Consider the following 23,141-nt stretch of genomic DNA (forward strand, 5'->3'; position numbering starts at 1 on the left):
ATCGCTATTGATTCGCTGCCGGCATTCGGCAGCGAATCAAATAACGTCCTTGTCTTCTCAGGCGTTAAAGCCCAAGCAGCTTATCCACCATCACGTTCAGTTGTAGCCAGAACGTATAGCCATTCTCGGACTTGATGCCGGTATAAGGGTACTGCCAGTTGCTGTTATTCCAGGTGCGGGCGCCGATCATCTGCAAGTTGACTTCCGGCGTCAGCATGATGGAGGCGTCGATGCTAAGCTGATATTCGTTGCCCGGCACCTGCCACCCCGTTCCGCCCGACACGTCGTACATATCCTGTAAGTAGCTTCGCTCGCTGCTGGTGAGTTTGGCCCAGCGGAAAGTCAGACCATAGCTGTCGTGAGGACGGCTCTGCCACGGCCCGGACCAGATCAGTCCGGCATCCGCCAGCGTGGCGATGCCATTGTGAGCATGCGATTGCAGGGCATGCGTCACGCTGCCATGCAGGCTGATGGCGCTGGGGGCCGGGTTTTGTAGATCGCCCCCGCCGTCGCGCCGCCACAGGGCTTTTTTGGCGGTGAGATAGACGCCGGAGACGCCATCGTGGGTGCGCACCGGCGAACTCGCGTCGTACACTTTGGAGGTGCCGTTTACCGTGTAGTAAACGTCGTCATACTCCTTGAAGTTGTGAAATGCCATGGCTTCCCAGTTGAAGGGGTACGGCTCCTGTTGCCAGTTGACGCGCCGCGCCAGATTAGCGACCAGCAAGGTGTTGCCGCTCTCGAAATCATCGCCCCACCTTTCCCAGCCGTTGGTGAACGGAAACGCCTGATAGGTGCGCCAGACGCCGACGCCGGACTCCAGCGTCGGCGCAAAGCGATAGCCGATACGCGCGCCCCAGCCGGCATATGGCGGCGGCGCGAATACCGCCGTTTCGTTCAGAATGGTATTCACGCAGGACGACGCGATATTACAGTTGGTGAAGCCGAAGAACTGTCCGGGATTGCTCTTACCGGCCTCAATCGACAGCCGATCGTCGAACAGCTTCTGCTGGTAGGTAAAGCGCATCAAATGCGCCGTTTTGGGAATGTAGGGCGGCGGGTTGCCGGCCAATACCCCGCCGGACTGGGTGCCGAGATCCAGATTATGGGTAAAAGGCACCCACAGTTGCATAAAGTGGATGCTGCCGCCGGGAATCAATCCCATATGATCGAGATCGAAATCCGCGCCGGCCATCAACATCGTCAGCGTTTCATGATTACCGGTGTCGGTTCCTGCGCTGGGGTTGCCCAAATAAAGCTGAGAGGCGATCAGATGCGGCGTAACCCCATGTTCCGCCAGCCATGTTCCCGCTTCGGACAGCGGACGTCCCGAGGTTTCCTCGTCGGCGGCAAACACCGGGCCCCCCGCCAGCAGCATGCCGGATACGACAACGCCGGCGGATAGCATGCTAGTCCATATATTATGATGCGTTATTTTCATTGTTCTATCCCACAGAGAGCAATGAGACGAGAACAGCCCGTCATAGAATGACAAAAAACAACAGAGTGAAATAGGAATCCCTATTTATTGCCGGTTATTTATTTCAGCGTTACGTTATCCCGGCGCTAAATAAGATTTACTCACACTCTTTTCGGTCACGAATACATTTAATGACGGTTCGATAATAATAATCCCCCGACTGCCGGTTTTATTTTTATCGTGCGGTTTCCGTCTCTGGTTTTAATTAATGCGGCACATTCTGTCGGTGCCGCATGGTTGTAAGGCAATACGACCGTTATTTTTTAAGAATAAATTGCGCCGCATGTTCACCGGCGATACGCCCGGAGTTGAGCGCAAAACCATTCGCCAATCCCTGATAAGGCGGATAACCCGGCACGCTGTAGAAACCGGCCGCATTGTTCCCGACCGCATACAGGCCGTCGATAGGTTTCAGGTTCGCATCGGTGACCTGCAAATCGGAGTTTACCCGCACGCCGCCCAGCGAACTCAGGCTGACCACTACCGCCTTGAAAGCATAAAACGGCCCTTTTTCGATACCGTACGCCAGATATTCAGGCTTTTTGCCGAAATCCTTATCCTGTTTGGCCTTCACGTTGCCATTGTAGCGGTCAACGGTGGCTTTCAGACTCTCAGGCGCGATCCCCATGTTCGCCGCCAGTTCGGCAATGTCCTTGCCCTTGAAGATCGTCTTGCTCTGTCCGCCTCGGGTGCCCGCATCCGCCAGCGCGACGAAGTCGCCGGGTTTGGGCGGGTTGGCCGGGCCGGCACCCGACAGCGGGAACGGCATGGCGTTGGCGGTAAACGATTTCAGCGTCGGGGTATCGACGACGATGTAATAATTCCCGCCGACGGAATAGGCGACGTTGGCCCAGAACGCGGTATCGTAGATATGACCTTCGTTGGCGAAGCGCTCACCCACCACATCCACCCACAGCAGCGGGGATTTAAGCAGCCAGATCAGCGGGCTGTCCAACGCCGCCGCGTCGCCGCCGCCATGATGCGCGGCTTCCGAAGGATCGATGCCAACCAGTTGGGCAGCGTGAATCAGCGCGGACTGCATATCCCATTTCGCGCCGCCGGCCGCCCAGGCCATTTGCAGCCCTTCACCCATATTGGGCCATGCCAGAGGGAAAATGTTCGACGTCAGCATCGCTTCATCCAGCATCTTCTTGTTGGCGCCGAATCCGCCGCTGGCCAGAATGACCGCTTTGGCATGCACGGTTAATTTACCGCCGTCGGCCTTTTCCGCGATCAACCCGGTCACTTTCCCTTTATCGTCCTGAATCAGTGATTTACCAATGGTTTTGGTCATCACTTTTCCGCCTAGCTTGGTAAAGTCGTCGTACAACGTCTTGTAAGCCGCTTCACCGCCGTTTTTGATGCGGTGATAAACGTCCGATTTAATCGGGTCTTCAAGGTGCGCCTGCTGTACCGAGCTTTGCTTGGCGTCGCGCGTGGTTTCCACAATTTCCAACTCCACGCCATGTTTGATCATCCAATCGACCGTCGATGCCGATTTATCGATGATCTTTTTGGTCAACGGCCCGTTGGACAGATACTGGTTATATTCCAGCAACCGCTGCGTCAGTTCGGCGGCGGTATATTTCATGCCTTTCGCTTTTTGCAGCGACGACTCCACCGCGGTAAAGCCGCTGGCCATCCGACCCGCGCCCCCCAGCACCGGCATCTTCTCGATGACCAGCACCGTGGCGCCCTTTTCCGCCGCGGCCAACGCCGCGGCGGTGCCGGATACGCCGCCGCCGACCACCACTACGTCGACGCGGGTTTCCTCATCCTGCCCCTGTCTGGCGACCTTTCCCTGATAGCGCGCCACGTCCGCCCCCGCCTGACTCAACGCATTGGCGACGGCTTTTTTTACCGCGTTGCTGGTCATCGTCGCGCCGGTCACGCCGTCCACATTCAGGCTCTGATGTTCGACAATCGCCTGGCCCACCGCCGGCCCGGCCTCGCCGCCCAGTTCCGGCGTTTCCTGACTGGCATCCACCGCGATATCTTTAATCACCCCTTCCTTATCGACGGTGACCGTCACGCTGACCATTCCCTCGTTGCCTTTCTCCGCGGCGCTGTACTGCCCGGCGGTAATCGCGGCCTGAGCCGCGCCCATCATGCCGCACGCCAATAACACGATGGCAAGCCGCCCCTTCCAGGCGCTTCCCTTATTTTTAGTTATCATAATTTCACCTTTATAGAGATATTTTCATTATGCTAATGTCGCATTTGCCATTTCGTCCTTTATTTCCATCCGCAAAAATAACCACACTTATTTTTTAAAATCAGTGATATAAACGACAAAACCCTTTTCACCGCGCTTATTTACCTTTACCTGTCGTGGTCTTTAATGCATTTTTTCGAATGACTTACGTTTTCCCTACATGACGTTCAAATGCGTTCCACTATCACTGCTACGCCCTGACCGCCGCCGACACACAGCGTCGCCAGCCCCAGCGTTTTATCTCTGTCAACCAACGCATGTAACAGCGTCACCAGGATCCGCGCGCCGGATGCGCCAATCGGATGGCCCAGGGCGATAGCGCCGCCATTAATGTTGGTTTTATCCCGATCCAGCTTCAGTTCGTGGCTGACGGCGACAAACTGAGCGGCAAAGGCCTCGTTGGCTTCGATCAGATCAAGATCGCCCACCGTTAAGCCAGCCCGGCTCAACGCCTGCCGGGTGGCGGGAACCGGCCCCAGCCCCATCACCGCCGGATCGACGCCGCTGACGGCATAACTGCGAATACGGGCCAAAGGTTGAATCCCCTGCCGTTTCGCCCATGCCTCGCTCATCACCAGCAGCGCCGCCGCGCCGTCGTTGATGCCCGATGCGTTGCCCGCCGTTACCGAGCCTGCCGGATCAAAAGCCGGCGCCAGTTTGGCCAGACTTTCCGCCGTGGCGTTGGCCCGCAGGTGCTCATCAACGGCAAAGATGCTGTCGCCGTGCCTGCTTTTCAGCGTCACCGGGACGATTTCCCGCTGGAATGCGCCGCGCTCAATCGCCGCCGCCGCCCGCCGCTGGGAAAGCAATGCCGCTTCATCCTGCTCCTGACGGCTGATATGACAGCGTTTGGCGACATTTTCCGCCGTGACGCCCATGTGATAATGATTGATGGCGCAGAACAGACCGTCAGTGACCATGCTGTCCGTCGCCCGCTGATCGCCCATTCGGTATCCCCAGCGGGCCTGATTGAGCAGATAGGGCGCCGCCGACATGTTTTCCATGCCGCCGGCCAGCACCACATCCGCATTACCGGCGGCGATGCTTTGCGCGGCGAAAATCACGCTTTGCAGCCCGGAACCGCAGACCATATTGACGCTGGTGGCCGGCGTGGTATCCGGTAGTCCGGCTTGCAGCAGCGCCTGCCGGGCCGGATTCTGTCCCAGCCCCGCCTGTAGCACGTTGCCGAAAATCACCTCATCGACCGCCGATGGCTCAAGCCCCGCCCGGCGGATCGCCGCGTCCATCACCAATGCGCCCAACTGCGGCGCGCTAAAGGTGCTCAGGCTGCCGCCAAATTTGCCAATCGCCGTTCGCGCCGCGCTGGCAATAACAAGTGATGTCATAAATGCCTCTCGTAATCGAAATTAAAAACGTCGCGATAACCCAACGTCATCCGTTTCATTTCCCGTCGGATGCGCTCGGGCCAACCGCTACCGGCGTCACGTCGGTCAGCCAGATCAACACCAGCGCGACGCCGCCAACGCCCACCAGCAGCAGATAAGCGCCGGTATAGCCGCCCAAATAGGCCAGCCCGAAAGCCAGAATGGAGAATGCAAAACAGCGCACCACCGATTGGATCGGATGCACAATGCCGATGGCGCGAACATAGAGACGACGGGGAAATTTGGTGGCGATCAGCGAGGTGCTTAAATTGGTGGCCCCGGGCAGGCTAAAACCGATCATCAGCAGCGAGAGCCACAACATGGCGGGCTGATGAGCGAACAGGTTGATCACCACCGCCACCATCCACCAGCCGGTGTAAACCAACAGCGCCTGCTTCACGCCGATCCGGTGATTAAGCCAGCCCCAGCCGTATGCGCCCAGCGTGCCAAACAGCGCCGACACCGTCATATAGAAGATGGCGGTGTTCAGCTCATAGCCCATTTCCATCAGCCGGGGAACGATCTGGCTGACTACCCCCACCAGCATGATGTAGATAGCGCCGGTGGCAATCCCCATAAACCAGACATCCCGCATTCCCAGCAATTGCCGGACGCCAAGCGGGCAGACATAGTCGTCATGCTGGCGCATCCGCTCGCCCAGTTCCGCCGCGGAGAGCGGTTCGTTATCCGGGGCCAGGCCGACATCCTCCGGCTTATTGGCGACGAACAGCAGCACCAGCACCGACATGATGAACATCATGACCGAGATGCCCCAGAAGCCATGCCGGATCCCCAGCCAGACGAACAGCGCCGCCAGCGTGGGAACGAAAAACGCGCTGGAAAAGGTCTGCCCCACCGTGCACCATCCCAATGCCAGCCCGGCCTTGCGCACGAACCAACTGGTCATGATGGCGGTGCCGCCGACATAAGCAAAACCGGTGCCGAAGAAACAGACGCCGGCGAACAACAGGGTGAACCCCACCAGCGAGCCGCAGTACCCCAGCAGGCCGAAACACAGCCCGCAGGCGATTAAGCAGAAAATGATATTGAATTTGGCCCCTTTCTTTTCACACAGCCAGGCGCATACCGGCCCCGCCGGAATAGAAGCCCAGGAGGCCGGCGTCGCCAGCGCCAGCAAGGTGCTGTAATCCAGATCGTAGGTCTGCGACAGCGCAGGCAGCATCACGTTCAGGCCGTGGGTCACCGCGCCTGCGGCGATCCAGAACATAACCGCCTGAAACACGATGATGGTCCAGCCGCGCGCGCCGAAACCGTTGCGGTCGGCGGCGGAAAGACAGGTATCATCCCGGGTAGAACACGCTGTGACTTTATTTAATGCCATGTTATTTTTTTGCCCAGCCATAAAGAGGTGCTCCTGCGGCGCGAACCTGCGAATGCGGGATCGCCGCCGTGATTAAGCCTGCATAATTGTCAACCGATCGGCGACGATCAGCTTGGGTTCGACCTGCCGTTGAATATCGTCGGGCGTCAGCCCTTCCAGCAGCTCGACCAGCACCAGCCCATCGTGCGTGACGTCAATGACACACTGCTCGGTGACGATATGGTCTACGCAGCTTTTGCCGGTCAGCGGATAGCTGCATGAGTTGACGACTTTGGCCTTGCCATCCTTGGTGCAGAGTTCCATGGTGATGATGACTTTCCGCGCGCCGTTAACCAGATCCATCGCGCCGCCCATGCCAAATACGCGGCCGGGCTGCGCCCAGTTGGCCAGGTCGCCGTTCTCCGCCACCTGCAATCCCCCCAGCACCGTCGCCGCCAGTTTGCCGGAACGCACCAGAGCGAAAGATTCCGCGCTGTCGAACACGCTGGCGCCGGGCACCGGCACGAAGCGCAGCGCGGTGGCGTTGGAAAAGCCCTCCACCGCCAGCAGCCCGTCAACCAGCGGCCCCATGCCCACCAGACCGTTTTCGGTGTGGAACATCACGCCGGGCGGCGCATAGTCGCTGCACAGACTGGGGATGCCGATGCCGAGGTTAATGACGTCGCCGTCCGAAAAATATTGCGCGGCGCGGCGCGCGATTCTGTCACGGGCATTCATGGCCGTTCTCCTTGCATCGTCAGGATTTTGTCCACATAGGCGCCGGGGGTGATAATGCTGTCGATATCGAGTTCGTCCACATCCACCAGCATATCGGCGTCCACCAGCGTCAGGCGGGAGGCTTTGGCGACCAGCGGATTGAAGTTGCGCATGGTGCCGCGATAGGTCAGGTTGCCCAGCGGATCGGCGGTACGGGCGCGCACCAGACCGATATCCGCTTGCAACGGCGTTTCCAGCAGCCAGATTTCACCGCCCACCTCGATGTGCGGCTTGCCTTTATCCACCATGGTGCCGATGCCGGTCTTGGTCAGCACCCCGCCCAGCCCGGAACCGCCGCAGCGCATGCGCTCGGCCAGGCTGCCCTGCGGCACCAGTTCCAATTCGATTTTGCCGGCGGCGACCAGCGCCACGGTTTCGGTATTACGCCCGATGTGCGACGCAATCAGTTTGTCCACCCGTCCGTGATGAATAAGACGCCCCACGGTGAGATCCGCGTCGCCGGAATCGTTGGCGATCAGGGTAAGGTGGCGTGCGCCGCTGTCGATCACGCACTGGATAAGGTGGTTCGGTACGCCATGGTTGGCGAAACCGCCGCACATGATGGTCTGCCCGTCGTGAAACAGGCTGATGATTTCATCTGTTGAAGCAAATTTTCCCGGCATCATCATTCCCTCGTCAGCAGAACCGCAACGCCCTGACCGCCGCCGACACAGAAGGTAATCACGGCATTGTTCAAATCACGGCGCTGCATGTCATAAACGGCTTTGGTCGCCAGAATGGCGCCGCTGCCGGCCAGTGGATGTCCCAACGCAATCGCCCCGCCGTTCGGATTAACCCGATCCGCATCCATGCCGATATCGCGGATACAGGCCAGCGACTGGGCGGCAAAGGCTTCATTCAGTTCCCACAGGTCGATATCTTTCACCGCCAGACCGGTCTGCTTCAGTAATTTAGCCGTGGCGGAAATCGGCCCCAGCCCCATGTAGTTGGGATCCACGCCGGTGGCGGCATAGCCGCGGAACACCGCCAGCACCGGCAGTCCCCGCTGTTGCGCCAGCGAGCGTTCCATGACCACCAGCGCGCCGGCGCCGTCGCTCATCGGCGAGCTATTGCCGGCGGTGCCCACGCCGTCGGCGCAAAAACAGGGACGCAGCGCGGAGAGCGTTTCCAGCGAACAGTCAGGACGCACCGACTCATCTTTGCGGACAATAATGTCCTGCCCCCGGCGATCCGGCAGCGTAACCGGCACCACCTGTTCATCAAATCGTCCCGCCTGCCAGGCCGCTGACGCCAGCCGGTGGCTGCGCAGCGAAAACGCATCCAGTTCTTCGCGGCTCAACGCATAGCGCCGGGCAATATTTTCAGCGGTGATCCCCATTGAAGGGTTGCCCAGCCGATCCGGTGAAGTATGAATATCGACAAAGCGCGGCGGCTGAACCGAATACGCCGTTTCCGTTTTCTCCAGCGACCAGGTACGGCGTGAATCGCTCTCTACGCCGCCGACCACCACGGTTTCGGCAAAACCGGCCATGATCTGGATTGCGCCATAGGCCAAGGCGTTAAGCGAAGCGGCACACTGGCGATCGAGCGTAATGCCCGGCACCGTAACGGGCAGCCCCGCCTCCAGCGCCACCATCCGTCCCATATTGTTGATTTCGTTATTCATCAAATTGGCGAAGATAACGTCATCAATGCTTTCAGGGGCGATCCCGGCCCGACGCACCGCTTCTTTCACCGACAGCGCGCCCAGCACATGGGCGGGAACCGGCGCCAACGTACCGCGGCATCTGCCGATCGGCGTGCGAACCGCCGAAACAATGACTGCTTCTTTCATAATCTTTTCCCGATGTAACCGCATAAAGGGACAACTACAGAGAACGGATCCCCAGCATTTTTCTGGCGCTGGCCGATGTCGCCACCTGTTTGCCCGCCAGGCGGATGGCCTGCGCCGCGCGTTCAACCAGCTGTGGATTGGTGGCCTTCACGCCTTTGCTGAAATAAACATTGTCTTCCAGACCGACCCGCACATGGCCGCCCAGCGCCAGCGTGGCAAACAGGATCGGCAGATGGTGCTTGCCGACGCCAAAAGCCGACCAGGTGGCGTCGGCGGGAATGCGGGAAACCAGATAGTTCAGATTCTCCACCGTGGCGGGCATCCCCCCCGGCACGCCGAGACAGAATTGATAGTGCAAGGGCGATAGCAGCTTGCCCTGCTCAACAAAATAGCCGGCGACGCCCAACATGCCGCTGTCGAAGATCTCCACTTCCGGCTTGATCCCCCGTTCCGTCAGGATTTCACCCAACTTGCCGAGGAACTGCGGGGAGTTGACAAACACGCCGCCGGGCATCCAGTTAAATGAGCCGGCGTCCCAGGAGGCCATTTCAATCCCTTCCAGCCGGGAAACGTGTTCCATACGCTGCGCGTCGCTGGCCCGGTGATCGCCGGAGGTGGTGCAGTTGATAATCACATCGCAGTCACGGTAGCCGCGCAGCAGGCGGATGGTTTGTGCGAACTTCTCACAGTCCATCGTCCCCAGCCCCTGGTCGTCGCGCATATGCAGATGCACGATGGCGGCGCCCTGCTGCCAACAGCGATAGGCGTCGGCGGCGATTTCTTCTGGCGTCAGCGGAATATGTTCATTGATGTCTTTCGGCGTGACCGCGCCGGTCAGCGCGGCGGAAATAATAACGTTATTGCCTGTGCTCATGGACTTACCCCACTCACAGTTTATTTTTATCTAGATCAAGATATTACCCGGGCCGATTCATCTCCCGGACAGCGTACGGCCCACTGACGGCGACCGTTTTATTACCTTGTCGGGCGAACGTTATCGCGCTCGCCCGACGATAGCCAAGCAGGGCGGTTATTTGATCTCTTCTTCTTCCTGTCCGCCGCCAAGCCGCGGACGAATCACCTTGCCTTTCTTCTCGGCGGCCCTGACCAGTTCGGCCTCTTCGTGCGCCCAGTTCCAGTAGTTGACTTCGTGCGGCGAGTGCTCCGTGGCGGTGACGAACATCTCGGTGGCGAACGCGTTGCGCAGTTCGTTGGCGATATCTTCCTTCCAGGCTTTGCGCAGTTGCTGCGTGGTCATGCGGCGGGTGACGCGGGTGCCGGTGTGCATAATCAGTTCGGCGATTTCCCAGGCTCTGTCGTAGCAAGATTCCGTATCAGGGGTAATTTCGTTAACCATACCGAGAGCCAGCGCTTTGCGGGCGGTAATGATTTCACCGGTCAGCTCCGCATAGGCGAAACGCTTGCGGCCCATCAGTTCGCGCCAGGCGATCTGGATACCGTCGCCGGGAACCATATTGACCCGGAAGTGCATGTCTGTTGTCCACGCATCTTCGGTACAGAGGGTGATGTCGCTGAACAGCACCAGATCGGTATGGAAGGCGGCGCCGTTCCAAACGCCGATGGTGGGCACTTCAATGTCAAAGACCTGGCCTTCTATATCGTTAGTGCCGTCATAATATTGATATTCATACATTTTCCAGGCTTCTTCCGGCGCGGAAGCAAACTCGGTGGCCGGTTGCCAAACGCCGTTTTCATCAAGCCGGCCGATCCCCCGCATAAAGTCCTTGCCGGTGCCGCCCAGAATGATCACTTCATTGTCCGGATCCCTGCCGGCCCAGTCGAAAAAGTAGTGCAGCGCCTGGTGCGCCGGCGCCCCCCATTGCAGGCTGTCGCCGTTGGTATGAAGCCGTGCTTCGAGGATGCCGTTCTTCCGTTTCATGGTGAAACAGTGTTTGAGCTTTTCCGAATATTCTTCGAAAGGCATATGGGGAATAGTTCCCAATTCCTTATGTGACATTTCTTTACGTTTATCGTGATCGGACTCATAATTGGCTTTAATCACCATGATTTACTCCTTTTTTATTGCTTTATTTGAATTTATTGAAATGCATTGGAAGCGGCATCGATTTAAATGATGTGATTCACATTTTCCTCTGTTTCTTCCAGACAATAAAAACCTATCACCGCCTCCCGAACGGTAGAAATTCTTTTTATTTTTCCGCCTATGCATTTTCAACATAACCATTTATACAATTGCGGATAAAATATTATTTACCCTTATAAAACAACAATACGGGCCAACCCAAAATGTGTATTTTGGGTTGGCCCGTTTAAAATTGACGTCGATTAATAAGATATTAATGAGAGGCGTATCACATTTAATTATTTGCCCTTTTTCTTTCAATTCGAGAAATATTTCATTTTATCTTTTACCTGCGTCACAAAATGGGCGCCGCACCGGAAAGCTATTCGAACGCCGCGCTGCCGTCGCGACGTTTATCGGATTATTAATAAGCCGTCGTTTCATCGAACGTCCAGTAGGGAACCGGAGGAACGGGTTCCAATACCGCCTGACGATCGGGCCGATAGTCCCAGGTGGTGGTGGGTTTGCGATCGGGCTGAAACGCTTTTGGCAGTGGCATTTCCCCTGCCGCATCGATGCGTTGTTTAACCCAACTGCTTTCAAAGGGGCTAAAAAACAGGCTGTAGACATGTAAATGCCAGATTTTCCACTCGCCGTCTTCTTTTATAAAATCGGCGCCATACTTCATCCACCCCCAATTCGCCGTCAGTTCATCATTCATCAAGGCGGTTTCCACCCCTGGCGACATCCAGACCGCCTTGGCGGTGTTAAGATCGCCCGCCACTTCGACGATGGGCGTCGTAAGAGTATGAATGTGCAGCGTGCCCTTGGCGTATTCGCCCTGTTTATTGGTATCGGCCCACACATGATAGCCGCTGTACAAGCGCTGTATGCTCTCCGCCCCCTCATAAACGCCCCACATCATTTCGACGCGCAATCCCGGCGTTTTCAGGGCGAATAATTGTTCCGCCTCTTTATGCTTATTGGCCGTGTGCAAAAACACATAACGGCCCAACACATTCTGTATCGCGGTGACGGCTTCTGCCCGTTCAATACGCTGTTCCGGCGTCAGTCGCGCGATAATGGCTTTCTCGGTGAGCGGGGCCTGGGTTGCGGCCCACGATGACGAGATTAGCGGGAATAGCAGACACAGCGCATAGCAGGCGTATAACAAAGCAGGACGGCATCCTCTCTGATGAACATTTTTTATATGCATAATAGGGCCTCATGATATTCATTCTGGTTTATCGGATAGTTAATGATTCATTGGTGCTTAAACTTCGGCAATCCCATAAGATCGCCGATGCTGAAAGTCATCACTGCGCCGGTGAAAAAGCCTTTCCGGGGTTGTTGCGGGGTATCAGGGTTATAGGCGGTGTTAGGACCGAAGCCGTAGGCGATAAAAGGATTGACCGAAAGATAGCGGGTAACGCCAAATGATCCATACAGCATAATAAACGCGGAGTCCCGGCCATGAATATTCCCGCCGCCGCCGCTATTAATATTGGCTTCATCCAGCGCCTGCCACTTCTCTTTGGTTAAACGGGTATGATTATATTTTATTCCCAGGGTATCCCCCTCCCGGCCAAAGGCATTGGTCCACGCCATACCGACGGTGGCGTTATAAGTGACGCCGGCCGCATTCCAGGGTTTTAAATTTACGCCATACATACCATATAAATATAAAGCCTCGGCTGTCTCGGCATTCTGTTGATTAAATCGTTTAACCACCTGGCCCGCGCTGATAATAAAACCCCGATTACCTTTGTGTTCTATTCCAGTATCAGGGGCGGTTTCTTTGGCGTTAACATAATAGCCGACCACTTCAAAATGTTTCGGATATAAGGTTGAGTCCAATGGCTCATCGTAGCCCAGCGTAAACAGGCTCGTGGTGCCTGACGAACCGTTGGTGCGAAAGTTCCATCCATCGTAACCCCAGTTTTTTACGTTGTACTCCCAGAAACCGGCCCGGGTATAGAAATGACGCCCCAGATCCACTCGGCCCTGAAACATCCATGTGGCATAAGGAGGCGGAGCCGTCAGCCATGTGATGCTATCCATCCGGCTCCCGCCTTCCCAGGCGGCGAACCTATCCATAAAATACCAGGTGACATTTTTGCGCCCCATATCGACGGCAACGCGATCGTTGAATAAACGCTGCGTATAACTGACTACCGGCACATCCCGTCTTGGCGCATTGGGCGGTAATTGCGCCAAAGGGAAGGAACCGAAAGAACTGCCAATCGCGTTATTTCGCCGGGTAAAATTGTTTTCCGTTTCCAGGTGAAAACTGGCGGAAGGAATATTCAGTAATTTTTCGAGGTCTACATCCAGGTTTAATGCCAATAAAGAGATATCCTGAAGCTGATTCTGTCCTGAACTTAATCCATAATCGATGCTGTAAAACAACTTTGATCTCAATAAAACCGTAGGATATATTCCGTTATCATCCAGCCAGGTATAAAATTCATTATCCGGGTTTTTATTATCCGTCGACCCGCTTAATACCGGCATGCCGCTGGTTTTATTTTCACTACGCGATAGACACCAGGCATCGGTAATCAATAAAAGGCACAGACACGGCAGCAGGTAATGTATTCGATATCGTATAGGCATATCCATCCCCTACCCATTTATCCCCGTCAGGGTTTAAGTCGCAGAGGCGTTGGCCTGCCTGCGATTTGAAATATGACGGGGATAATTTCATCATTAATTATTTTTACGGAGATAGTCGACCGCATTTTCACCCGCGATGCGGCCCGAATTTAAGGCAAAACCAAAGGTTCCCCCGGCCACATTGAGATCATAGGTATCGCCATACATACCGCCTGCGTCATCCCCCGCGGCATATAACCCCGCAATAATCTGGTTATCCTCGGTGGCCACCCGCATTTCACCATCAATCTTTATTCCCCCCAGCGTTCCCAACATTTGCGATATTGATTCGATGGCATAGAACGGCGCGGTTTTTACCGGGAGGAGGTAGTCGGGATTTTTGGTAAATAGCCGATCTCTTTTCGCCTCGGCGAATTGGTTATAGCCTTCCACCGTATCCTGCAATACGTCGGGATCAACGGAAATCAATGCCGCCAGCTCGGCCAATGTATCGGCTTTAAACGCATACGCCGGTTCCCGTTGCGCCAGGCTGGCAAAATCCGCATCGAGTTTCGTCATCCGGGTGCCGGTGGGAATAAAATCGCCCAGCCCGACTTCGATGCCGTCATTAATCAGATGTTCCCGCGTCGCTTCATCGTAGAGGGTATACATCACGCCGCCGGCCTTCACCAACGCATTCCCCGCATGCGGCCACATGATGATATTTTCTTCATTGGTAAAACGCCGCCCCTGACGGTCGACCCACAAATAGGGCTGACCGGCAGCCATCACCGCATGATTTTCCAACGACGTTCCCGGTACGCCGGGGCGATGTCCGTGCAACGTTCCCAATCCTTCTTTGCCGGCGCCCGCCGCCCAGGCCATATTAAGGCCATCGCCGTCTTTACCGGCGCTGGCGACTGAATAAATCTCTTCGATGCCAATAAAATCCTTCAGCATTTTTTTATTATTGCTAAACCCGCCGGTGGCGATAATCACCGCGTTGGCATCAATACGAATGGCATTCCCCTTGCTGTCTTCGGCATACATTCCCGTAACGACGCCCTTATCCGTAATCAGCGATTTCCCCACCGTTTTCATCATGATCTTCACGTTATCCATGGTTTTTAACCGATCATGGAAATGGGTAATGAGAACCCGGCCACGCCCGCTGCTCGGCCCCTTTATGACGTGCCAGGTCATCCACCCGCCCGGCGTTCCGGGGCCGATATATTCAAATTCAACCCCTTTGGACATCACCCAATCAATGGTATCGGCGGACTTGTCGACAAACGAGCGGGCAACGTAGGGGTTGGCTTTCCAATGGCTGTAATCCATGATCGCGTTAAAAGCCATATCGGGCGTGACCCTGATCCCTTGCCGCTTCTGCATGCGACTGTCCGCGGCGAATATCCCTTCGGCAAAATTCCCGGCGCCGCCGACGATACCCGATTTTTCCACCACAATGACTTTGGCGCCTTTTTCACCCGCGGCCATGGCGGCGGCGGTTCCCGCGGCGCCCGCGCCGATGATCACCACGTCCGCCTTTTCAATCACCGCAGGCTGTTGCGCATTCATTTTTTCCAACCCCTGCGCATGACAGATCGCAATACCGGTCATGGCGAGGCCATATGACGCCACCGCCTTGATAATGGCAGACGCCCTTTTCCCGCCCGACAGCGGGCCAACGCGGCGCATAGTTAAATAGTGATGCAGGAAGTGCTTTATCCAGAGAGACATAATTCCCCCGTCCATTACAATTACCGGTGGTTTAAATACGGCGTGTTCAACGATTGTTTATTCCGTTTTTTTATCATGTGATAATTCGACGGTAATTTAATACTTACCTTTTACAGACGGAATATTTACCCTATCCAAATAATGGGATAACAGAAACCCAACTTGGATCACATTATTATGACAGTCGTTAGTTTATTAATTCATTGTGGTTTATATAAACATTATTTTAATTTATCCAGAATATATTCTCCATGTGCAATAACGGATATTTATCTTCACGAAAATGAAGTAAATAATCATTTGTTTTTTATTATAGTAAATATCAATTTTCGCAGAAAGCGATAAATCCAAAACACCCTAATCAAAAAATGGAACACTATGAATCTGAATGCGCTACAGGATTTTATTGATATCACCGCCAGGGGGGGATTCGGCGCCGCCAGCCGCCACACGGGTATCCCCAAAGCGACCTTATCACGCCGCATTCGGCAACTTGAAGATACCCTGGGGATGCGCTTGTTCGAGCGAGCGAGCACCGGTTTTCGCCTTACCGATGAGGGAGCGATGTTGTATGAACGCATGGCACCGCTGTTACAAGAAATAACCGATGTCAAAAACGATATTCTGCATCTTCGCAATACCGGAGCAAGCGGCCGTTTGCGGATTAGCGTGCCGACCATTATCGCCCATTACATTACCGGCCGGTTGGCGGAGGTCTATCATGCACGTTATCCGAATATTGAATTAGATATCGTTGCCGATGACAACCGGGTCAACCTGATTAAGGAAGGTTATGATGCGGTAATCCGCGTCGATCCCGATGTCAACGACGATATGGTTGGAAAGGTGCTGTTCACATCCAAGCTCTATCTGGTGAGCGCGCCTCACGCCGTGATAAGCGGCGATGAATTGCCTTTTATTGATTCAGAACATGGTCATATCCCGTCGTGCCTGCATGTCACCCGCAGCGGCGAAGATAAAATATATAAGCTGCGTACCGTTATGCGCTTCTCATCTCCGCAAATGCATCGAGAGGCGGCCATAAGCGGCGTCGGCGCGGCATTGTTGCCCGGTTTTTTTATTTCCGGGGATATCCTCTCCGGTAAATTAACCATTATCGGCGTCAGCAATCTGCCTGATATCGTATTTTGGTTTCTTTACCCCAGCCGCAGATATGTCACTCCCCGGCTACGCAATTTCCTGACCATCCTCCACGATCTTTTTTCTCAGGATAAGTTGATTAATAACCCGTTATGTTGCGAAGCAAAACACGTGGAGATTTCAGAGGCCTCTCTTTCTCAGTGATATGCCAGGCGTACTTAGGGAACGCCAGAAATGAAAATATGCCAGTGGGGTGAACAATTAAAATGATAATTTTGTATTTAATATCATTAACTTAAATATAAAAACACAAGCAAGGTATTTTCTGGGGATTTTCAGCCTGAAAGGACGCAGCCCGGAGAGGGGCCGGGTAACCAGAGCGGCCGACACGCCGGTTAAGGTGAACGTCGGATGGCATTCAGGACAGTAGATCCTTATTATTTAAAAAATACTTAAATTCTTTTAAAAATAGCGGAATACAAGGATTGGTGTTTTTGTTATCCCACACCAGCTCCAGATCGAACCAGTAGTCGTTCTCTATCACTTCCAGTAATACGCTGTTATTACCGAGTAAATATCCCCGATGTTTCGGCATCAATAAGGCGACCCGCTCCCTAAATTCCAGATTAAAGCAGCAGGTTTTAAGATTGGGATATTCCTTGTCCAGATTAAACGCAATATTATAGCAATCGAAAAAACGGGTGCTGTATTCTTCGGCTAATAAAAATTCACGCGGATCGACGCGAATAATCGGCCATTCGCTCACTTCCCTTAACGATACCCGCCCCCGTCCGGCCAGGGGATGGTTTTTGTTTACCGCCACGCACAGCGGATCGGTTTGAAATGTTAAGTAACTGAATTTTTTATTTTCCAGAAAGTTAGGGCGAATCAACAGGCCCAAATCGCAGGTATGTTCTTCCAGCAAAAGTAATGCTTCATCCAGTTCGCTGTCGCGGCAATCCACCACCACGCCGATATTATTTTTCTGAAACTGGGTTAAGAAAGTGATCAGCACATGCTGTATGGCTTCGCCCAGAAAGGTAATGGTCAGCCGACGGCGGCTTTTACCCGTAAAAGCATTAACAATGGAGACCGAACTTTCATATTGGTAAAGTATTTTGCGCGCTTCCCCCGAAAACAATTTACCGATCGACGTCAGCTCGACACTATGCGTATCACGCCTGAACAATTCCACGCCAAGCTGCTCTTCAAGATATTTCATATGACGGCTCAATACCGGCTGCGTTATATTCATTTTCTGTGCAGCTTTACTGAAATTAAGTAATTCCGACAACAGAATAAATTCGTATAAAAGCTGCATTTTCATCGTTGGGCGCTTCCCCCTTGAGACATCCCCCTCTATATGACAGCCACTATAGCGAAATCACGCCGGATGAAATGTGAAAGCTATCAAATAGCCTTTATTACGCTCATCCGGTTATGTTCAGCGCAACAGCGTTTGAACAGTTCAGGGAGCATTCTGCTATCCTGAGCAGTGGAACATCCTCAGAGGGCCTTACTATGACCAGTAGAACGATTAAATTTCAGCACCCTGCATACCGGGATGATATTGGCGAGCTTTCAACAATCCGTCCGGTTCCGGGGCCAGAGGTTGAGCAAATCGATCCCTTTTTATTTCTCAACCATCATGGCCCTCAGACCTATCCGCCGAATAACGCCGGCCTGCCGTTCGGCCCGCATCCCCATCGCGGTTTTGAAACGGTCACCTTTATTCTTGCCGGCGAATTGTCTCACCTCGACAGCGGGGGACATGAAAGCATCATCGGCGCCGGGGGCGTACAGTGGATGACCGCCGGTTCCGGGCTGGTGCATGCCGAGATTTCACCCGCGTCGTTTAAACAAAACGGCGGATTGTTGGAGATCCTTCAGCTGTGGGTGAACCTCCCCGCCAGACTAAAAATGACCAAACCGGCCTATATCGGCCTGCAAAAAGCGCAAATCCCCACGATTCCGGCCGATGACGGTCGGGTCGGCGTCAATCTGGTTTCAGGCGATTTTGCCGCGACAACCGGGCCGATTGCCTCACTGACCGATGTGTCTCTGATGACCGTCGGCATGAAACCCGACGGCAAAATAGCGCTGCCCGCGCCGCAAGGGCACAACGTATTTTTATATACCGTGCGGGGAAATATCGCCATTGACGGCGTACCTGCCCATCCCCAACATTTGATTGAACTGAATGATGAAGGCAATGAGGTCAGTATCACCGCGTCAACGGATGCGGTGATACTGTATGGACACGCCAAACCGCTGAATGAACCGGTTGTCGCTCACGGGCCTTTTGTCATGAATACCCGTGACGAAATTAGTCAGGCAATTCGTGATTATCAGTCAGGCGCGTTTGGCAAGGTCGCACTCTGAACGGCGAGCGGCGTCTCACGCCCTCGCCGCCGCTCGATCAGGCCTGATCGACCGGAATCATACTGCTGGCGCCCTGCTCGGCGCCCGACAGTTGTTCGCGCAGCGCGCCGAATAACTCCCGGCCGCTACCACTATGCAGCGCGTCAAGATCAGGGTGATGCGCTTCGCGCCCGGCCAGTTCGGATTCATCCACCAGCAGATTCAATTCCCCCGTCCGGCCATTAACCCGGATCATATCGCCATCGCGTACTCTGGCTAACAGCCCGCCGTTGTAGGCTTCGGGCGTGACGTGAATAGCGGAAGGCACTTTACCCGAAGCCCCCGACAGACGTCCGTCGGTTACCAGCGCGACGTTGAATCCACGATCCATCAACACCCCCAGTGGCGGCATTAATTTATGCAGCTCCGGCATCCCGTTCGCTCGCGGCCCCTGATAACGCACCACCACCACACAGTCGCGATCCAGTCGTCCGGCCTCAAATGCCGGCACGATATCGTGTTGGCTGTTGAAAACCACCGCCGGGGCTTCAACGATCTGGTTTTCCGTCGGTACGGCAGAGGTCTTCATCACCGCCCGTCCCAGATTGCCGGACAGCAGTTTGGTGCCCCCATGATGTTCGAACGGCCGCGTACGATCGGCAATAATCTGCGTATCCAGAGAAGCCCTCGGCCCCTCGCGCCAGGCCAGTTGGCCCTCATCCAGCCACGGTTCCCGCAGATACCGTTCCAGACCGAAACCGACGACGGTGTTGACATCCTGATGCAGCAACCCCTGCTGCAACAGCAGCCGGATCACCAGCGCTACGCCGCCGGCGGCATGAAACTGGTTAATATCGGCCGGGCCGTTGGGATAGATACGGCACAGCAAGGGAACGACCTCCGACAACTCGGAGAAGTCATCCCAGTTGATGATGATGCCGGCGGCGCGGGCCATCGCGACCAGATGGATGGTCAGGTTGGTGGAACCGCCCGTTGCCAGCAGCGCGACGATACCGTTGACCACCACCTTTTCATCCATCAAACGACCGATAGGCATATAGCGGCCGCTCTGCTCCGTCATGCGGGTCACCTGGATGGCCGCCGCGTCGGTTAACGCGTCGCGCAACGGCGTGTCAGGCGCAACAAATGACGAGCCGGGCAGATGCAACCCCATCACTTCCATCACCATCTGATTACTGTTCGCCGTGCCGTAAAAGGTACAGGTTCCGATGCCGTGATAAGAGGCGGACTCCGCTTCGAGCAGCGCCTGCCGATCCGCTTTTCCTTCCGCATACTGCTGACGAATACGAACTTTTTCTTTATTCGGCAAGCCGCTGCTCATCGGCCCGGAGGGCACGAACACCGAAGGCAGATGGCCGAAAGACAAGGCCGCCATGAGCAGGCCGGGCACGATTTTATCGCAGATACCGAGATACAGCGCGCCATCGAACATATTGTGCGCTAACCCGATGGCGGCGGACATGGCGATCACATCCCGGCTCATCAGCGACAGCTCCATGCCGTCCTGCCCTTGCGTCACCCCATCGCACATGGCGGGAACGCCGCCGGCAACCTGCCCTACCGCGCCCTTACGATTCAGCGCCTGCCGGATGCGCTCCGGGTAGCGTTCATACGGCTGATGGGCCGACAGCATGTCGTTATACGCGGTGATAATGGCAATATCGCTATGCAGCATATTTTTCAGCAACGCTTTATCTTCCGGCTGACAGGCGGCGAAGCCGTGGGCCAGATTGCCGCAGGCCAGTTGCGCCCGATGCACGGTCTGACTACGCGCGTCGTCGATCCGCCGCAAATACGCGGATCGCGTCTGCCGGGAGCGTTCAATAATGCGTTGCGTGATGCGGGACAGCGTTGCGTTTGTCTGATTCATTAATGTATTGACCCGTGATATCCGTGAAGCTTAATAGAGCGGAACGGCATTCGTCGCGCTGGCGCGGGTGCCTGGCGGACGCCGGACAAAACGTGATTTTCCGAGCGTCATCAACCGGCCGGACACCGCGCTGCGCATGGCTTATTTAATGAGATGCCCGTTTACGCTGTTTTCTGTTATATCGCCATTCAGCGCGTTAATCAGGTTGTCCACGGCACAGGCGGCCATGTTGTGGCGCGTTTCATGGGTTGCCGAACCGATGTGCGGCAACGCCACCACATTGGACAACGTCAGCAGTTCCGAATCGACAGGCAGAGGTTCCACTTCAAAAACATCCAGGCCGGCGCCGCGGATGACGCCGTTTTTCAGCGCGTCGATCAGCGCGGGCTGATCGACAATCCTGCCGCGGGAGCCGTTAATCAGAATGGCGCCCGGTTTCATCATGCCCAGGCGCGCGGCATTGATCAGATGATGCGTCTGCTCGTCGTAAGGCAGCGTCACCACCACAAAATCGGCGTTAGCCAGCAGCGTATCCAGATCGCAGCGACGCGCGCCCAGCGTTTGTTCCACCTGGAGATTCCGCCGATCGTTCCAGTACAGCACCTGCATGCCGAATCCCGCGCTGGCGCGGCGGGCCACCGCCGAACCAATGCGTCCCATCCCTAAAATGCCGATGGTTTTATGATGTACGTCCGTACCGTAATATTCGCTGCCGATACTGCGTTGCCACCGGCCGGCTTTCACCAGTTCCGCCATTTCCTGCGCCCGCCGGGCCGTCATCAGGATCAGGGTGAATACGGTGTCGGCCGTTGTTTCCGTCAGCACCGTCGGCGTGTGCATAAGCACGATGCCGCGTCGGGTCAAATCCTCAACGTCGAACTGATCGTAACCCACAGAGATGGTGCTGATCGCCTTGAGCTGCGGAGCATGATTGAGCAACGCCTCGCGCACCGGCACGCTGGCGCCGATCATCCCTTTGGCGTCGGCCAGCGCGCGAATCACCTCCGCCTGATTGGCCGTGTTAATGCCGTCAAAAAAGCGCACATCGAATCGCTCCTCCAGATGCTGGAGCAAATCCTGGGGAATTTTTTTATACAATACAACCGGTTGTTTCATCTGTTACTTCTCCTGTGGAACCGCGCTATAGCCGCCAGCCGTAGCCCGCTTTTGCGTATCGGACGGTTTAACGATGATGGTGAGCCAGACGGCGGTAAACAGCGCGCCCGCCATAAACACGTAGGAAGCGGCAGGCGACCCGGTCGCGCCGTTGAGATACCCGACAAACCAGGAACCAAAGAACGAGCCCAGCGCGCCCATGCTGTTGATCAGAGCCATCGCCCCGCCGGCGACATTACGCGGCAACATTTCGGGAATGATGGCGAAGAACGGGCCGTATGGGGCGTACATGGCGGCGCCGGCAATCACCAACATCGCATAGGACCACCAGAAATGGTCGGCGCCGAGCAAAAACGATCCGACAAACGCCAGCGCGCCGATCAGCAGCAGAGGCCAAACGAACAGCTTACGATTTTGCAGTTTGTCCGAAGCCCAGGAGACCAAAACCATGGCTATCGTCGCCGCCAGATAAGGGACGGAAGACAGCCAGCCGGCCTCGACCATGCCCATATCGGAACCGTGGCGCAAAATAGACGGCAGCCACAGCACGAAGCCGTACACGCCGATGCTCCAGGCAAAATACTGGGCGCACAGCAGAATGACGTTGCGGGAACGGAAAGCTTCGCCGTAGTTGCGCACCACTTTGATATTTTGTTGCTCTTTCAGTAACTGAGCCTGCAAGGCGGATTTTTCTTCGTTACTCAGCCAACTCACCTGCTCCGGTTTATCTTTGACCAACACCCACCAGCAAAACGCCCAAATCACCGCCGGGAAGCCTTCAATGATAAACATTTCACGCCAGCCATAGGCCTGGATCAGATAACCGGAAACCACGGACATCCACAGCACCGTGACCGGATTCCCGAGGATCAGTATCGTATTGGCGCGGGAGCGTTCCGCTTTGGTAAACCAGTTACTGATGTAGATTAGCATCGCCGGCATGACCGCCGCTTCGACGACCCCGAGCGAAAAACGGATGGCGGCCAGCGCAGGAATATTGCTGACCAGGCCGGTCAGGGTGGCGCACATTCCCCACAGGATCAGACACCAGAAGATCAGCTTGCGCACGCTGCGCCGTTCAGCGTAGATGGCGCCGGGGATCTGGAAGAAGAAATACCCTAAGAAAAACAGCGCCCCCAGCAGGGATGCCATGCCTCTGGTGATCCCCAGATCGTCATTGATGCCGGCGGCGGAAGCGAAACTGAAATTGGCGCGATCCAGATAGGCCAAGCTGTAGGTGATAAAGATCACCGGCATGAGATACCACCAGCGTTTCTGGGAAATTACTGTATTTTTCATCATTGTTATCCTCAGTATTCA

At 55.4% G+C, this 23,141-nt stretch carries 18 protein-coding genes; 2 read left to right on the plus strand and 16 right to left on the minus strand.

The annotated features are described in order from the left end of the window. Nucleotides 1–64 precede the first annotated feature (64 nt). The 12 genes from HOY33_RS03070 to HOY33_RS03125 form a co-directional block, all read right to left on the minus strand. Entirely contained in the window at nucleotides 65–1,441 is a 1,377-nt protein-coding gene (locus HOY33_RS03070; RefSeq protein WP_253906911.1) for a carbohydrate porin, read from the minus strand. A 295-nt stretch (nucleotides 1,442–1,736) separates the two neighbouring features. After that, nucleotides 1,737–3,656, minus strand: coding sequence for an FAD-dependent oxidoreductase (locus HOY33_RS03075; protein ID WP_172288417.1), 1,920 nt, complete (start codon nucleotides 3,654–3,656; stop codon nucleotides 1,737–1,739). Nucleotides 3,657–3,862: 206 nt separating this feature from the next. Then, on the minus strand, nucleotides 3,863–5,041 hold the full coding sequence (locus HOY33_RS03080) for an acetyl-CoA C-acetyltransferase (RefSeq protein WP_172288419.1): 1,179 nt from the start codon (nucleotides 5,039–5,041) through the stop codon (nucleotides 3,863–3,865). A gap of 55 nt (nucleotides 5,042–5,096) precedes the next feature. Next, entirely contained in the window at nucleotides 5,097–6,443 is a 1,347-nt protein-coding gene (locus HOY33_RS03085; RefSeq protein WP_172288421.1) for a nitrate/nitrite transporter, read from the minus strand. 51 nt (nucleotides 6,444–6,494) lie between these two features. Beyond that, complete coding sequence (locus tag HOY33_RS03090; protein WP_172288423.1) at nucleotides 6,495–7,139, minus strand: 3-oxoacid CoA-transferase subunit B; 645 nt, start codon at nucleotides 7,137–7,139, stop codon at nucleotides 6,495–6,497. Beyond that, nucleotides 7,136–7,801, minus strand: coding sequence for a 3-oxoacid CoA-transferase subunit A (locus tag HOY33_RS03095; protein ID WP_172288425.1), 666 nt, complete (start codon nucleotides 7,799–7,801; stop codon nucleotides 7,136–7,138). The genes HOY33_RS03090 and HOY33_RS03095 overlap by 4 nt, the downstream gene beginning before the upstream one ends. A gap of 2 nt (nucleotides 7,802–7,803) precedes the next feature. Next, nucleotides 7,804–8,973 (minus strand): thiolase family protein, encoded by a 1,170-nt coding sequence (locus tag HOY33_RS03100; protein ID WP_172288427.1) that lies wholly within the window; start codon nucleotides 8,971–8,973, stop codon nucleotides 7,804–7,806. Between the two features lie 34 nt (nucleotides 8,974–9,007). Next, entirely contained in the window at nucleotides 9,008–9,847 is an 840-nt protein-coding gene (locus tag HOY33_RS03105; RefSeq protein ID WP_172288429.1) for a 3-keto-5-aminohexanoate cleavage protein, read from the minus strand. A gap of 156 nt (nucleotides 9,848–10,003) precedes the next feature. Continuing rightward, entirely contained in the window at nucleotides 10,004–10,999 is a 996-nt protein-coding gene (locus HOY33_RS03110) for an enoyl-CoA hydratase/isomerase family protein (RefSeq protein WP_172288431.1), read from the minus strand. 442 nt (nucleotides 11,000–11,441) lie between these two features. Beyond that, nucleotides 11,442–12,233, minus strand: coding sequence for a nuclear transport factor 2 family protein (locus HOY33_RS03115; RefSeq protein WP_172288433.1), 792 nt, complete (start codon nucleotides 12,231–12,233; stop codon nucleotides 11,442–11,444). A 47-nt stretch (nucleotides 12,234–12,280) separates the two neighbouring features. Continuing rightward, the gene (locus HOY33_RS03120) at nucleotides 12,281–13,633 is read right to left on the minus strand and encodes a carbohydrate porin (protein ID WP_172288435.1); all 1,353 of its coding nucleotides are present in this window, start codon (nucleotides 13,631–13,633) and stop codon (nucleotides 12,281–12,283) included. Between the two features lie 93 nt (nucleotides 13,634–13,726). After that, nucleotides 13,727–15,232: an FAD-dependent oxidoreductase gene (locus tag HOY33_RS03125; protein WP_172288832.1), complete on the minus strand. Its 1,506-nt coding sequence runs from the start codon at nucleotides 15,230–15,232 to the stop codon at nucleotides 13,727–13,729. 498 nt (nucleotides 15,233–15,730) lie between these two features. Between HOY33_RS03125 and HOY33_RS03130 the strand changes: the two genes are divergently transcribed. Then, nucleotides 15,731–16,657: a LysR family transcriptional regulator gene (locus HOY33_RS03130; protein WP_172288437.1), complete on the plus strand. Its 927-nt coding sequence runs from the start codon at nucleotides 15,731–15,733 to the stop codon at nucleotides 16,655–16,657. 214 nt (nucleotides 16,658–16,871) lie between these two features. Here the strand turns inward: HOY33_RS03130 and HOY33_RS03135 are convergent, their stop codons facing one another. After that, entirely contained in the window at nucleotides 16,872–17,780 is a 909-nt protein-coding gene (locus tag HOY33_RS03135) for a LysR family transcriptional regulator (protein WP_172288439.1), read from the minus strand. A gap of 194 nt (nucleotides 17,781–17,974) precedes the next feature. Between HOY33_RS03135 and HOY33_RS03140 the strand changes: the two genes are divergently transcribed. Next, nucleotides 17,975–18,835, plus strand: coding sequence for a pirin family protein (locus tag HOY33_RS03140; protein ID WP_172288441.1), 861 nt, complete (start codon nucleotides 17,975–17,977; stop codon nucleotides 18,833–18,835). 37 nt (nucleotides 18,836–18,872) lie between these two features. Here HOY33_RS03140 and edd read toward each other — a convergent pair whose 3' ends face one another. From edd to HOY33_RS03155, 3 genes are all read right to left on the minus strand, one after another. Beyond that, on the minus strand, nucleotides 18,873–20,705 hold the full coding sequence (edd, locus tag HOY33_RS03145; protein WP_172288443.1) for a phosphogluconate dehydratase: 1,833 nt from the start codon (nucleotides 20,703–20,705) through the stop codon (nucleotides 18,873–18,875). A 141-nt stretch (nucleotides 20,706–20,846) separates the two neighbouring features. After that, nucleotides 20,847–21,821, minus strand: coding sequence for an NAD(P)-dependent oxidoreductase (locus tag HOY33_RS03150; RefSeq protein ID WP_172288445.1), 975 nt, complete (start codon nucleotides 21,819–21,821; stop codon nucleotides 20,847–20,849). A 3-nt stretch (nucleotides 21,822–21,824) separates the two neighbouring features. Continuing rightward, nucleotides 21,825–23,120 carry an MFS transporter gene (locus HOY33_RS03155; RefSeq protein ID WP_172288447.1) on the minus strand — a complete coding sequence of 432 codons (1,296 nt, stop codon included), beginning with the start codon at nucleotides 23,118–23,120 and terminating at the stop codon, nucleotides 21,825–21,827. Nucleotides 23,121–23,141: the final 21 nt, after the last annotated feature.

It is taken from the genome of Brenneria sp. hezel4-2-4, from assembly GCF_013155275.1.
Classification (GTDB): domain Bacteria; phylum Pseudomonadota; class Gammaproteobacteria; order Enterobacterales; family Enterobacteriaceae; genus Brenneria.